General features: G+C 66.3%; 12 protein-coding genes and 1 pseudogene. 11 read left to right on the forward strand and 2 right to left on the reverse strand.

Translation table 11 applies throughout. The features are described 5' to 3' along the window. Positions 1-67: 67 nt before the first annotated feature. From ACFOPH_RS03305 to ACFOPH_RS03315, 3 genes are all read left to right on the forward strand, one after another. Positions 68-1,960 carry a TonB C-terminal domain-containing protein gene (locus tag ACFOPH_RS03305; RefSeq protein WP_379733515.1) on the forward strand — a complete coding sequence of 631 codons (1,893 nt, stop codon included), beginning with the start codon at positions 68-70 and terminating at the stop codon, positions 1,958-1,960. 208 nt (positions 1,961-2,168) lie between these two features. Next, on the forward strand, positions 2,169-3,248 hold the full coding sequence (locus tag ACFOPH_RS03310) for a polysaccharide biosynthesis/export family protein (protein ID WP_379733517.1): 1,080 nt from the start codon (positions 2,169-2,171) through the stop codon (positions 3,246-3,248). A 58-nt stretch (positions 3,249-3,306) separates the two neighbouring features. Further along, positions 3,307-3,450 (forward strand): hypothetical protein, encoded by a 144-nt coding sequence (locus ACFOPH_RS03315; RefSeq protein WP_379733519.1) that lies wholly within the window; start codon positions 3,307-3,309, stop codon positions 3,448-3,450. A gap of 143 nt (positions 3,451-3,593) precedes the next feature. On the opposite strand, the gene ACFOPH_RS03320 is transcribed toward ACFOPH_RS03315, so the two are convergent. Both ACFOPH_RS03320 and ACFOPH_RS03325 read right to left on the reverse strand, forming a co-directional pair. After that, positions 3,594-5,480 carry a polysaccharide biosynthesis protein gene (locus ACFOPH_RS03320; RefSeq protein ID WP_379733521.1) on the reverse strand — a complete coding sequence of 629 codons (1,887 nt, stop codon included), beginning with the start codon at positions 5,478-5,480 and terminating at the stop codon, positions 3,594-3,596. A 609-nt stretch (positions 5,481-6,089) separates the two neighbouring features. Continuing rightward, positions 6,090-7,028: an N-acetylmuramoyl-L-alanine amidase-like domain-containing protein gene (locus tag ACFOPH_RS03325; RefSeq protein WP_312548269.1), complete on the reverse strand. Its 939-nt coding sequence runs from the start codon at positions 7,026-7,028 to the stop codon at positions 6,090-6,092. A gap of 232 nt (positions 7,029-7,260) precedes the next feature. Here ACFOPH_RS03325 and ACFOPH_RS03330 point away from each other — a divergent pair, with 232 nt between their 5' ends. From ACFOPH_RS03330 to ACFOPH_RS03365, 8 genes and pseudogenes are all read left to right on the forward strand, one after another. Further along, on the forward strand, positions 7,261-7,626 hold the full coding sequence (locus ACFOPH_RS03330) for a TonB-dependent receptor plug domain-containing protein (protein WP_379733523.1): 366 nt from the start codon (positions 7,261-7,263) through the stop codon (positions 7,624-7,626). A gap of 27 nt (positions 7,627-7,653) precedes the next feature. Beyond that, positions 7,654-10,266: pseudogene (locus ACFOPH_RS03335) on the forward strand (TonB-dependent receptor); the annotation flags it as partial. A gap of 271 nt (positions 10,267-10,537) precedes the next feature. Next, entirely contained in the window at positions 10,538-10,702 is a 165-nt protein-coding gene (locus ACFOPH_RS03340) for a hypothetical protein (protein ID WP_379733525.1), read from the forward strand. 34 nt (positions 10,703-10,736) lie between these two features. Beyond that, positions 10,737-10,913, forward strand: a complete 177-nt coding sequence (locus ACFOPH_RS03345; RefSeq protein WP_312548272.1) for a hypothetical protein — start codon at positions 10,737-10,739, stop codon at positions 10,911-10,913. A 229-nt stretch (positions 10,914-11,142) separates the two neighbouring features. Next, a complete protein-coding gene (locus ACFOPH_RS03350) occupies positions 11,143-11,514 on the forward strand; it encodes a LiaI-LiaF-like domain-containing protein (protein WP_312548273.1) in 372 nt (123 codons plus the stop codon). Beyond that, positions 11,507-12,271, forward strand: a complete 765-nt coding sequence (locus ACFOPH_RS03355) for a LiaI-LiaF-like domain-containing protein (protein WP_312548274.1) — start codon at positions 11,507-11,509, stop codon at positions 12,269-12,271. The genes ACFOPH_RS03350 and ACFOPH_RS03355 overlap by 8 nt, the downstream gene beginning before the upstream one ends. After that, complete coding sequence (locus ACFOPH_RS03360; RefSeq protein ID WP_379733528.1) at positions 12,271-13,344, forward strand: sensor histidine kinase; 1,074 nt, start codon at positions 12,271-12,273, stop codon at positions 13,342-13,344. The genes ACFOPH_RS03355 and ACFOPH_RS03360 overlap by 1 nt, the downstream gene beginning before the upstream one ends. Before the next feature lie 9 nt (positions 13,345-13,353). Then, on the forward strand, positions 13,354-14,082 hold the full coding sequence (locus ACFOPH_RS03365; RefSeq protein ID WP_379733530.1) for a LytR/AlgR family response regulator transcription factor: 729 nt from the start codon (positions 13,354-13,356) through the stop codon (positions 14,080-14,082). Positions 14,083-14,089: the final 7 nt, after the last annotated feature.

The raw sequence follows: 14,089 nt of genomic DNA on the forward strand, positions 1-14,089 counted from the left end.
TGCTAGCGTGCGCAAGCGTGCTTAAGTAAACGTTAAGCTATGAGCTCAACCATTCCGTCAGCAGCGCATGAGCCACGCCGCCTCCGCTTCGCCGCACGCAAGCAAGGTCGCCAACGTCGCCAACCGGCGCCTGCTGGCCGGCCTGCTGCTGTCGCTGCTCGTGCATGCCGTGATCTTGTCGATCCAGTTCGGCGTGCCTGGCATGCTGGCCGGCAGCGCCGAGCCGATCACCGTCACCCTGGCGCCCGCGCCGGCGGCTGCCGACTTGCCGCCGCCGCTCGTGGAGGAAGTGCCGCAGGCCGCAGCTGACCCGGCGCCGCCTCCGTCATCGCCACCGCAGGCCCCGCCGCGGGCCCCAACATCCGGCTTCCAGTTGCGTGACCCGGTGCCGCTGGCGCCGCCGCCGGCGCCAGCCAGTGTCCCGGCGCGCCAGCTGGCCAGGCGTCGCCGCCCGCCGCCCCGCCTGCCGCCCCTGGAGGAGACGCTGGAGACGCCGGTCATCGCTCAGCTGGACAATCCCGATGCCGCTTTCAGCCTGCCCCTGCCCGAACTGAAGCCCGGGCCGGAGCCGGCAGCTGCGGACGAGCCGGAGCTGGCCGCGTTGGACCAAGCGCCGGACGCACCGGGGCCGCCCGATGCCGCGCAGGAGACCGCCGAAGCGCTGGCGCGGGAGCAGGAACGGGAACAGGAACGCGCGCAGGAACGCGCGCGTGCCGCCGCCGTGCAGGCGGAGCGCCTGGCGCAAGAGGAGCGGGAGCGGGAAAAGCGCGTTGCCGCGGCGCGCGACGACGAAGAGCGGCGCGCCCGCGAGCAGCGGCTGGAGGACGAACGGACCAGGATCGCCGAGCAGCAGCGCATCGCCGACGAACGCCGCGATGAAGAACAGCGCCGGCGCGCAGACGAGGAGGCGCGCCTGGCGATGCTGCGCCAGGCCGAGGAAAGCGAGCGGATCGCCGCGGCCCGGCGCCAGGCCGAGGCGCAACTGGAACAGGCGCGGCGACAGGAGCAGGCGCAGCGGCAGGAGCGGCGGCAGGAGCAGGCGCGCGAACGCGGGCTTGCCCGCCAGCGCGAGCAGGAGGCCGCCGCGCTGGCCTTGGCCGATCGGCAGCGGGCCATCGAGCGCGAACAGGAGGAGGCGCGGCAGCGCGAGCTTGCCCTGGCCCGGCAGCGGCTCGACGAGGAGCGGCGCGCGCTGGAAGCGGCCGCGTTGGCCGAGGCGCAGCGCGCCGCCGAGGAACAGGCGCAGCGCATTGCCGTGGCGCGCCAGCGCGAAGCGGAAGCGGCGGCGCAGCGCCTGGCCGAGCAGGCGGCGCGCCAGCGTGAGGAGGAAGAGCGCCGCCGCGCCGGGGAACTTGCGCAGCGCGAGGCCGAACGGGCCCGGGCCGGGCACGCGCCCCGGGGCGCCCCGGGCGGATTGGGGCGTTCCGGCGAAGCCGGCCTGGCCGCCGGGCCGGGGCAGGGCGCCGGCGGCGGCAACGGCGCGGTCCCGCGCGGCATGCTCGGCAGCGACCTGGCGCTGCGTGCGCGCGAACTGATGCGGGGCATCGATATTCCGGCCGACCCGTCGGCGGCCTTGCGTCCGGCCCACCAGGCGGCCAACCCGCGCCGCGTCACGGTGGCGTCGAACGAGCGCGATGTGCCCCTGCGCATGTACGTCGACAGTTTTCGCCAGAAAATCGAACACAATGCGGCCCAGATCCAGCTGCGTCTGTCCGCCATTCCCGCGCGCACGGACCCGATCGTCAGCGTGGCCGTGCGCAGCGACGGCAGCGTCGACGAGGTCACGATCCTGCGTTCCAGCGGGCGCGCCGACACCGACGACGCCGTGCGGCGCATCATCCACCTGAACGCGCGCTACGCCGCCTTCCCGCCAAACGTCGCCGCACGTTTCGACGTGATCGAGATCCGCCGTATCTGGATCTTTACCGAGACGCTGAAGCTGCTCGAAGAGGTGCGCTGAGCGCGTCGTTTCGTCATGCGCAATGGATGGCGCGCTTGTCCTGCGCTTGCGGGCGCACCTGAGCCTGCCGTTTGATGTGCAGCAAAGCTGCCAGGAATGGACGCCTTACGCTGACTTGGTCAGCCTGACAAGGCGGTTCATTTTCATAGGCAAGCCCATGAATTTTCAGAAAGAAATTTTGCACCTGCGCTTGTTCGTCGTAGTAAGTATGCTCGCGCTAGCCGGCTGTGCGGGCGGCCCGCAATTCCATTCCGGCGACGGCACGACCGCGGCCGAGCCGCCGCCGCCCACCGAATTGATTACCGAGAAATTGATCGCAGCCGAGAAGGAGGCCAGCGCCATGCGCGGCGAGCAGGACCTGTCCCAGCTGCTGGTGCCGCATCCGCCGCCCTATACGATCGGCCGCGGCGACATCCTCTCGATCGTGGTCTGGGATCACCCGGAACTGGCGGCCGGCGGCATGACCGCCGCCGCCGCGTCGAGCGACGCCGCGGTCGCCGCAGCCGGCGCCACCGCCAATATCGCCCAGCCGGGGTTCGCGGTCGACCACCAGGGCCGCATCCAGTTCCCGTTCGCCGGCCTGCTGCCGGTCGAGGGCCTGACCGAGGAGCAGGCGCGCGCGCTGCTGACGCAAAAGCTGGCCAAGTACATCGCCAACCCGAACATCACCCTGCGCGTGCAGGCCTATCGCAGCAAGCGGGTCTATATCGACGGCGAGGTCAAGGCGCCCGGGCTGCAGGCGATCAACGACATCCCGATGACCCTGGTCGAAGCGCTCAACCGTGCCGGCGGCCTGTTGCCCTCTGCCGACCAGAGCCGCATCGCGCTCGAGCGCGGCGACACCCGCTACAGCATCAACCTGCGCGAGCTGGTCCAGAAAGGCATCAACCCCGGGAACGTGATGCTGGCGCCGGGCGATGTGGTGCGCGTCCACTCGCGCGACGAAAGCAAGGTATTCGTCTCGGGCGAAGTCGTCACGCCGCGTGCGCTGACGATGCACAACGGACGCCTGACGCTGAACGAGGCCCTGGGCGAGACCGGCGGCATCAGCCCCCTGAGCGGCGACGCGCGCCAGATCTACGTGGTGCGCAAGACGCCCGAGCGCACCCGCGTGTTCCAGCTCGACGCCCGCCTGACCGGTTCGCTGGCCATGGCCGAGGCATTCGAGCTGCGCCCGAAGGATGTGGTCTATGTTGCAGCGTCGCCGCTGGCTAACTGGAACCGGCACCTGAGCCTGTTGTTCCCCGGCGCGCTGACGAACGCGGTCGGCGTCACCACCCGTCCGTGATGCGCCCCTGCGCCACCGGCCTTTCGCGCCCCACCGTCCGTAACGAACCGAGACGATCATGACCAAGCCCGCCGACAACCATTCCCTGGCCCACGTCGTGCACAGCCCGCAGATCCTGAGCGTGCCCTTCGACCCGCGGCCCTCGCTGAGCGCGACGGACGAGCCGGCTGTCGACCTGAAAGGGCACTTCAACACCCTGTAGCCGAGTCCGATGATGCCGATGACCGCCGTGCGGTCGCGCAGTTTGGCTACGAGCTGCTGCAGGTGGGCCGATTGGTGTTCGTCGCGCATGTGTATCCTCGCCAACAGTAGGGATAAGGTGGAGTAAGTGCTTCAGGCGGCCGCTTAGATGCGGAACGGCACGAATTTGTTGATCAGGCTGAGTCGGGCAGGCTCGGGCTCGGGCACCTGCGCCGGCGTGATGTCGGGAAGCTGGGGCGTGTATTCGCTGACGATGGCCTTGACCATCGATTCGATCATGCCGCGCTCATGGGTTTCGCAGGCCATCATCAGGCAGGTGATGCAGGTCTCCAGCACGCTCGGGCGCAAGGCGTTCTCTTTCATGCGCATGATGCGGGGATGTTCGCTGGGGAAGACGGTGCCGTCGGTCAGCAGCTCTTCATGCAGTTTTTCTCCAGGGAACAAGCCGACGAACTTGACTTCGATGTCGCCGTCCGGGTTCTGCGGCGTCTTTTCGGTCAGGCCCGACATGGCCAGCAGCGTGCGCGCCAGCTCGACGATGCGCACCGGCTCGCCCATGTCGAGCACGAAGACGTCGCCGCCCTTGGCCATGGCGCCGGCCTGGATCACCAGCTGCGCTGCTTCGGGAATGAGCATGAAATAGCGCGACACTTCAGGATGGGTGATCGTCAGCGGCCCCCCGCGTGCGATCTGGCGCTGGAACAGCGGGATCACCGAACCGGAGGAACCGAGCACGTTGCCGAAGCGGACCATGCAGAACGTCGTCTTGGCCCCAGGCCTGGCCGCCGCGGCCTGGAAGATGAGTTCGGCGATGCGCTTGCTCGCGCCCATGATGTTGGTCGGGCGTACCGCCTTGTCGCTGGAGATGAGGACGCAGGTTTCGACGTGGTGGGCGGCACAGGCGCTTGCCACGGCCTGGGCGCCAAGCACGTTGTTGCGCAGGCCTTCGACGATGTTCGACTCGACCAGCGGCACGTGCTTGTAGGCGGCAGCGTGGTAGACGGTATCGACATGGTCGCCGGCCAGGACACGCTCGAGCAGCTCGACGTTGCAGACCGAACCGAGATGGGCGTCGATGCGCAGGTCGGGAAAGCGCGTGACCAGTTCCTGGCGAATCGTGTAGAGCGCGTATTCGGAGTGATCCAGCAGGTGCAGCCGGGATGGTCCCAGCGTGACGATCTGACGGCACAGTTCGCTGCCGATGGAGCCGCCGGCACCGGTCACGAGCACGGTCTTGCCGCGTACGCAGCGCGCAAACAGGTCGAGGCGCGGCGGCACTGGCGGCCGCCCGAGCAGGTCCTCGAATTTCAGCTCGCGGATCGAGTCGCGCGGGCGGACACGGTCGTCCGCCAGGTCGACCAGCCGGCTCAGGATCTTGGTGGTCACGCCGGCGCCGGCCAGGCGCTGCATGATCTCGCGCAGGCGCTCGGCGGGCATGTCCGGAACGGCGACGACGACGGTGCGGATGCCGTGCGCGGCGACCAGGTCGGCCAGCCGCTCGGTCGGGAACACGCGCAGGCCGGCGATGGTGCGGTCGATCAGGACACGTTTGTCGTCGAAGAAGCACACGGGGCGGAACTCGTCGCTGTTGCGCATGGTTTGCGCCAGCTGGGCCCCGGCTTCGCCGGCGCCGTAGATGGCGACCGCATCGGAGGTGGGACGGCGGACGCCGTGGCTGCGCAGGAAATTGCGGATGCCGATACGCGAAGCCACGACATACGAGAAAGCGACAAACCAGTAAATCGCCAGCGCACTGCGTGGAAACATCCCGTCATTGATCGCAAACGACACCACATAAGCAAACAGGATCGCGATGCCGAGTGCGAATCCGGTCGTACTTAATAGCCGGCCGTCGATAAACCGGATGACGGCGCGATACAGGTCGGACATGGAAAATGCGGCAATTGTCACCAGCGCCACCACAATATAAGAGGCGGGCGCGTAATTCGACGCGAGTTTCATGTCGCCGCCCCTTAATAGCATGGCGATCAGAAAACACAGCGGCAGGGCGAGCAGGTCGATCGCGATCATCAGCGCTATCTTCGTAGTGCGATGCAGCGATACCATTCCTGCGCAGAACTGGCTTAATACATGGGCGGATAAATTGGACATGGCAATCGCGTGAATCGTCAGAGGGTTGCAGAAGGAGCGGCAAGACAATGCGCAATTCGATCAAATAGTGAAGAAAGTGAAATTGGGTTCTGCTGGAAATATTTGAACGCTAAATAAAATCGGGGCGACGATTAGACTGGCCGTTGCTGAGTAAGTTTATTATCGTGGGCCGCCCGAATGATGAGTTTGACCCCGCTCAACCGGAAATTCCGAATTAAAACGAAAGCGGGAATTCATTTAATTTCAGAAATGAAAATCGGAAATAAATGGAGTGGGGCGGAGCGATAGATTTCCGAACAACAAATAAATGATTTGTGCTGAGAAATTAAATGCCTGCGCAATCCGTTTTCGCGCGAGCGGGCCGACATAATGGCGGCGCGGGTGTGGCGAATCGGCGACGGCCGGCAGGAAAAGGCCTGGATCGGCGTTGCGCGGACCTGTGGCTGGAAGGGGGAGGAGCAGGAGGAGCGGGCGGATGCCCGCGGCAGGAAGGTCGGGGCGCCGCTGCGGTGCGCCCCGAAGGCCGGGTCAGGTCCCCGGACGTGGCTGCGGCGCCATCGGCGGCACCACGATGTTCTCGTTCAGGCGCAGGAACTTGAAGCCGGCCAGGCGCTGGCCGTTCCTGCCTTCGCGTGCGTTCTTCGCCTCGCGCTCGGCCGCCCGCGCCATGAAGGATTCGAACGTCTCCTCGCGCACCTTCGGCTCGGCCGAATGCAGGAAGTGGCGCTCGCCGTTCGGTCCCAGCACCACCAGTCCGACGTGCGAAGCCCAGTGTTCGCCGTCCCTGGTCGAGATCACGTTCACGAAGTCGCCTTCTTGCAGCTGGCTGGCGATGGCGGCGACCTGCTCCTTCGGCACGAAGGCCTGGCGGCTGGTCTCGATTGGAATGTCGCGCACCGTGTTGTGGCGCGTCTTCAGGAAGCGGGCGCGGTCGACGCGCATGTCGTAGGCCGGGCCGTTGGCGCCTGCCAGCTCGGCGCTGATGTCGGTGACCAGCCAGCGGTTCGACACGTTCCAGTCCAGTTCCGTGTAGTGGTTGCGGGTGGCCACGCCGATCACGCCATCCTTGTAGCGAATCCGCTGCAGCATCCAGAAGAACTCTTCCCACGAGCGCGAGAGCGCCATCGCGTAAGTGTGTTCCGCAAACACGACGCAATCGCTGTGATCCAGGCTGAACAGCGGCAGGTTGTCGTGCACCTCAAACGGGAATTCGCCCAGCAGGTTCAGGATGTAGGGCTGGCCGATGTTCTTGCGGCCGATGGCGGCGATGCGCTTGCGCAGGTCCGGCTCGGCTTCGTGGACCCAGGCCACGTAGCGTCCCGCCTCGACCGGGGTCATCTGGTAGATCTGCTTTTGCAGGATGGTCTCGATCGGCGCCGGGGCGGGAACCGTTTGCGCGGTCTTCGGTGGCGGGGAAGCGCAGCCGGCGAGGGCGGCGCCGGCGAGAAGCAGGCAGGCAAGGCGCATAGGGGTGTCTCCAGAATCCAAAATCAGGACGCTAACGTGGACCGAGCCATTTTGACAATGAATATTCATCATGCGGCCATAACCCCTTGTTGCCGGCCATATACATTCCTTCAAGTTATGACCAGAGGATGACAAGTGATTGTCCAAAATATTTGCTTATAGATAATACTAATAGTATGGCAGCGAACCGACTGCCGAGCAGTAAGCCAATATCTATACCAGGAGAGAGATCATGTTCAAGCAGAAGCCGCTGGCGGCCGCCGTTTCGATGGCGATGTTCAGCCTGACCGCCTTGCCGGTCATGGCGCAAACCGCCGACGCGCAGGCCCAGATGCAGACTGTCGAGGTGACGGGTATCCGTGCCTCGATGGCCAAGTCGCTCAGCGTCAAGAAGAACGCAACCGCCAACGTCGAGGTCATCACGGCGGAAGACGTGGGCAAGATGCCCGACAAAAACCTGGCCGATTCGCTGCAGCGCCTGGCCGGCGTTGCCGTGCGTACCGACTACGACGAAGCCGAGAAGGTGTCGATGCGCGGCACCAATCCGGACATGTCGCTGATCCTGTTCAACGGCCATACCGTCTCCGGCGGCGACTGATACGTCGGCGACCAGGGCTCGAGCTCGCGCTCGACCAGCCTGTCGCTGATGCCGTCCTCGGTCCTGAACCAGGCCCTGGTCTACAAGACCTCGCAGGCCAACATCGTCGACGGCGGCCTGGCCGGCACCATCAACGTCACCACCCGCAAGCCGCTGTCGCAGAAGGAACGCCTGTCGGGCGTGGTCAGCCTCGGCGCCAGCTATGCGCAGCTGCCGGACAAGTCGGCGCCCGACCTGAACGCCTCGGTCAACTGGAAAAACGAAGCCGGCACCTTCGGCATCATCGCCCAAGGCTTCGCCGAGAAGCGCTACGTGCGCCGCGACTCGGTCTCGCGCTTCGCCTACGGCGCCAGCAGCGGCTGGGACGTGATCAACACCTCGACCATGCTCGGCATCACCGACGCCTCGCTTGCCGGCACCGGCTACACGGCCGCCGACCTGAACGGCGTGCGCATGCCGGGCTCGATGAGCTCGGAATTCGTGGAATCCGTCCGCGACCGCAAAGGCGGCATGATCTCGATGCAGTTCAAGCCGAACGCCGACTTCGACGTGACGATGACCGGCTTCCATTCGTCGATGAAGGCCAACAACAATGGCCGCCTGACCTCGGGCGCCATGTACTCGATGCTGCTCGGTAAGGGCGAGACGCTGGGCGGCATTACCGCCACTTCGCCAAACACTTCGTCGAACGGCCAGCGCGTCTATGCCCAGATCCGCAACCCGGTGATCGTCACCGAGCGCACCATGTACGGCCACGATCTGAAGGTACTGAAGGCCGCCGACATCGTGTTCCCGGACGGCACCACGCCCCAGTACGTCGGCAACTCGGAAGGCTTCTACCGCGACGGCGCGCAGGCAACCAGTTCCTTCCTTGACCTGGACGCCAAGTACCGTGTGAACCAGGACCTGACCCTGAAGGGCCTGTTCTCGACCACCCGTGGCGTCGGCAAGACCGACCTCGACCAGGGTACCACCTTCGCCCGCTTCGGCACCGGCGTCTCGTATGCAATGGGCGGCCTGCACGAAGCGCCATACGTCAAGTACCACGGCGCCGGCCTGAACCAGCCGGGCATCAACCCGGACGGCAGCGGCTACATGATCGTCGGCCGCACCGCCTCGGGCATCCGCACCACCGACAAGGAAATGAGCGGCCAGCTCGACGCCGAGTACAAGCTGGACAACGCCTGGGTGCAGTCGCTGGAGATGGGCGTGCGCCACGCCGACCACAAGCGAAAGAGCGGCCGCTGGGGCCCGGCCTTCCGCAGCCCGCTGAGCGTCACCTATGACGCCACCGGCAAGATCATCCAGTCGACCGTCACCCCGACCGAGGGCTGGCAGCCGTATCCTGGCGATTTCGGCAACGGCCTGGACGGCGGCTGGTGGGACAACACCGGCTTTACCTATACCCCGGAAGCGCTGAAGGCCTATATCGCTGCGACCACCAAGGAAACCAGCCCCGAATGGGAACGCCGCGTCAGCTCGGAGATCGACATGCGCGAGCGCCAGAGCTCGGGCTACCTGATGGCCAACCTGGAAAATGGTCCGTGGTCGGGTAACGTCGGCGTACGCTACGTGCGCACCGTGGTCGACGCCCAGATCGCGACCCCGATCCCGAACCCGCGCACCTGCCTGCGTGCCGAGCCGGGCCAGCCGGCCACCGTCTGCGCCGCCTACCCGGGCGCGATCACGACTGCCGGCGACGCCAGCGCTTATTACGACGGCGTGCCGTTCAATCCGCTGGCGGGCACGATGTACTACAAGACCCCGACGCACAAGGTCTTCAAGAACTTCCTGCCGAGCGTCAACCTGCGCTACGAGATCAATCCGGACATGATCGCCCGCTTCGGCGCCAGCCGCACCATCGGCCGCCAGAACTACAACGTGCTGGGCAGCGGCTTCGGCACCCCGGGCTGCGACGCCAGCGGCTGCAAGGTGACCGGCCCGAACCCGGACCTGCGTCCGCTGACCTCGGATAACGTCGACCTGTCGTGGTCCTGGTTCTTCGCGAAGCGTTCGGCCGTGACGGCCAGCGTGTTCCACTCGAAGATCGACGGCTACGTGAAGACCGGCACCGTCGGCACCTCGACCATCGAGCTGACCGACCCGCGCGACCAGGTGGTGAAGACCTTCTTCATCAACACCTCGTCGCAGCAGGGCGCGAAGATCACCGGCATCGAGCTGGCCTACGAGCAGCCGTTCGGCGACAGCCCGTTCGGCTTCACCTCGAACGTCAGCCGCGCCAAGACCAAGGTCGACGACGGCCGTCCGATGGTGGGCGCCTCCGAGTGGGCCGGCAACCTGGGCCTGTACTTCGAGAACGACAAGGCCTCGGCGCGCCTGGTGGCGAACTACCGCGGCGAATACGTGAACAGCACCACCGCGCCGTCGCCGACCGCCAACAGCCAGGGCATGTCGACCATCAACGGCGTGCTAATGCCGACCGCCCCGACCATGGCTGCACCGGTGACCACGCTGGCCTTCAACGCCAGCTACAACATCACCCCGCAGCTGGTGCTGTCGTTCGACGCGACCAACCTGACCAACGTCAAGCGCGCCTACTACCGCTACAGCGAGGAAGAGCAGCAGAAGCTGGACGTCAGCGGCCGCCAGTTCTACCTGAACCTGAAGTACAAGTTCTGATAGCCGCGCGTGCAGCATGAAAAGGGGAGCTTCGGCTCCCCTTTTTTCGTTCGGAACGACCGAAACGGCTGGGTTATCGCACACAGTGTGCGGCACTTAACGGTCGGCCGGCCGGGGCGCCGCTATCATGAAGCCGTGTGAGTGAGACGCCCGCGATTCAATCCGGCGGACGTCAACTATCTCAACAGGTTAGCCGGTCGCCTCGAGGATCGGCACCAGATTCCATGCCGTCGCCAACGGGCGGCGGCAGTCCAGCGCAAGCGGAGGCTCCATGGCTGCCACCATCAAGAATCCACCGAAGCACCTGGTTCGCGAATACCTCGAACGGCGTTCGCGCGATCCGAAACCGCCACCCACGCCGGAGGAAATCCGGCGCCAGCTCGGGTGGGGGATGCTGATGCAGGCGGATTTGAAGATGGCCACCAACCGCTCCTGAGCGCAAGGTACACGTTTCACCAAAGGAGAAGGTCATGACCAAGAAAATCGGTAACAAGCACATTGCCCAACATCGCGGCAAGCAGGAACGCCAGGAAATCCGCCGCGCCAACATCGCGCGCGAAGCCGTCAAGCAGGCCGCGGCACGCGCCAAGTACCGCAACCAGGTCAAGAACCAGCCGCCGATGAACCTGTCGGCCTCCGCCGCGTAAGCGGCGCTCGCGAGCGCATCCGGCCCGCCCATGAGGCGGGCTTTTTTTCGCCCATTTTCTTTTCTTCTCCGGCGGCCCTGACTGCTGCGTCGCCGTTCACCGGGTCCTTCGCCGAATCTTTCGCCGAATCCTTCGCCGTTCACCGATTGCCTGCCGCCATTCGCCGAAAGACGCTTTCCTCTTGCCGCCGGTCCCGTTATCGTGTTTACATCACAACACGGAGGATGCAATGAGCAGCGAAAACAGCTACCGGCAACGCAAGCAGATGATGTGGGGACTGGTCCTGATCCTGGTCGGCCTAATATTCCTGCTCGACCGCATGGACGTTCTCGATGCCAGCGAGTTCTGGCACTACTGGCCGCTGCTGCTGGTCGTGGCCGGCATCAACCAGACCATCGGCTACCCGAGCGCGAAGGAATTCACGAACGGCTTGTGGCTGGTCTTCATCGGCCTCTGGCTGTTCGCGGTGTCCGAGGGTTTCCTGGGCCTGACTTTCCGTAACAGCTGGCCGCTGTTCATCCTGATGTGGGGGCTGCAGCTGGTGCTCGGGCCCGTGATCGCGCGCCGCTTTCCGTCGACCAGGGAGAAGGATCATGCTTAAGGACAGCATCGAAGAACGGCGCGCCCGCCGTGCAAGCCGCAGCGATCGCACCATGACCAGCCAGGTGCTGATGGGCGTGCTCGTGATCGCCATCGGCCTGCTGTTCCTGCTCGATAATCTCGACATCATCGAAGTCCACGAGGCGCTGGCCTTCTGGCCGCTGGTGTTCATCTTCGCCGGCGTCGCCAAGCTGCTCGATACCACGACCCCGCACGGCTACCTGGTCGGTCTGGCCGGGATCGGCGTCGGCACCGTCATGATCCTGAACCGGCTCGGCATCGTCGACATCAGCTGGCGCATGGCCTGGCCGCTGGTCCTGATCGGCGCCGGCGCCTTCGTGGTGTACCGGGCGATGAGCGGGCCGCGCGCGGGCAGCAGCCACGCCGTGGCGCTCGACAATCCCGGCGCCGCCATGGCGGGCGAGGATGCGCAGCAGCTGGACGTGACGGCCATCCTCGGCGGCTTCGAGCGTCGCGTGCACACCCAGGACTTCCGCGGCGGCGAAGTCACCGCCGTGATGGGCGGCTGCTCGCTCGACATGCGCGGCGCCTCGATCGCCTCCGGCGAAGCGGTGATCCACGTATTCGCGTTCTGGGGCGGGGTGACGATCAAGTGCCCGCCCGACTGGACGGTCATCCTCGAGGGCACGCCGATCCTGGGCGGCTTCGAGGAGAAGACCGTAACCCCGCCCGACAGCCGCAAGCGCCTGGTCATCCGCGGCTACGCGATCATGGGCGGCGTCGAGGTGCGCAACTGATGCGTCCGCGCCGCAGCGTCATGCTGTACCTGGCGGCCTGGCTGCTGCTCGGGCTGATGCTGGCGGGCTTGCTCGATGCCGTCACCGGCGCGCCATGGAGCGCGGCCCTGCTGTTCGCGCTGCCGCTGGCGCTACTGTACGGCTGCGCCAGTGGTTTTTCGTCCTATTACCTGTGCCGTGCCTACCCGCTGGCGAGCAAGCCCTGGTACGCGGTGCTCGGCATCTTCGCCTGCACCGCGCTGTGCGCGGGCGCGCTGTGGACCGCGGCCGGCAGCGGCTGGAGCGAGCTGTTGCGCGGCGGTGCGCCGGGGCCGCTCGCGGTGACGCGCCCGTTTGCCGCGCTGATGTTCGGCCTGGGCGTGATCCTCTACGGCATGACGGCGGTGGGCCAGTACCTGGCGCTGGAGTTCGAGCGCGCGCGCCACCTCGAGCGGCGCGAGCTGGAGATGAAGCTGGCCGCCAGGGAAGCGGAACTGCGCATGCTGCGCGCCCAGGTCGATCCGCACTTCCTGTTCAACAGCCTGAATTCGATCAGTGCGCTGACCTCGATCGACCCGGCGGCGGCACGCGGCATGACCTTGCAGCTGTCAGACTTCTTCCGGCGCAGTCTCGGCATGGACGCCCACCGCCACGTGCCCCTGGTGCAGGAAATCGCGCTGGTGCGCGCCTTCCTCGCGGTCGAACAGGTGCGCTTCGGCCCGCGCCTGCGTTTCGAGGAGACGCTGGACGAGGAGGCGGGTGCCTGCCTGGTGCCGCCGATGATCCTGCAGCCGCTGGTCGAGAACGCGGTCAAGCACGGCATCGGCAACCGGCTCGACGGCGGCGCCGTGCGCATCGCGGCCGAACGCGCCGGTTCGCTATTGCGCATCCGGGTCGAGAACGACGCCGACGAGGAAGACGATGCGGCCGCGCCGGCGGCCGGCTGCGGCATCGGCCTGGACAACGTGCGGCGGCGCCTGGCGGCCGCGTTCGCGCACGAGGCCAGCATCCACTGGACGCGCGAACCGCAGCGCTTTCGCGTCGACCTGACGCTGCCGGCATCGTGCCTGCCGGAGCCGGCGCCGGCGACCTGAGGAGAAACCATGCGTGTCATCATCGTGGACGACGAACACCTGGCGCGCGCGCTGCTGCGCGAGTACCTGGCCGGGCATCCGGAGGTCGAGATCGTCGCCGAATGCGCGAACGGTTTCGAGGCGGTCAAGGCGATCGGCGAGCTGCAGCCGGACCTGGTTTTCCTCGACATCCAGATGCCGAAACTCGATGGCTTCGAAGTGGTGGAACTGGCCGGCGCCCGCACCCGCTACGTGTTCGTCACCGCCTACGACCAGTTCGCGCTGAAGGCGTTCGAGGTGCGGGCGATCGATTATCTGCTCAAGCCCTTCAGCCGCGAGCGCCTGGCCCAGGCACTCGAGAGCGCGCGCGGGCGCGCGGTGCCGCAGGAGGCGGTGGAAGCGGTGGCGCTGGAAGCGGCGCGCCGCGACGGATTCCTGACGCGCATCCTGGTGCGCGAGGGCGCGCGGGTGCACGTGGTGCCGGCCGAAAGCATCGCCTGGATCGAGGCCCAGGACGATTACGTCGAGATCCATGCAGGCGGCAGGGCGCACCTGAAGAACGGACGCATGGCCGAACTCGAACAGGGCCTGGATCCGGCCATGTTCCTGCGCGCGCACCGTTCCTACATCGTGAACGTGGGCGCGATCGAACGCATCGAGGCCGCGAGCAAGGACAGCTGGTGCGCTGTGCTGAAGGACGGCAAGCGCATTCCCGTCTCGCGCAGCGGCTACCAGAAACTCAGGGAGATGATGCGCTGACGCGGCC

The organism is Massilia haematophila (assembly GCF_042647645.1).
Lineage (GTDB): Bacteria > Pseudomonadota > Gammaproteobacteria > Burkholderiales > Burkholderiaceae_D > Telluria > Telluria haematophila.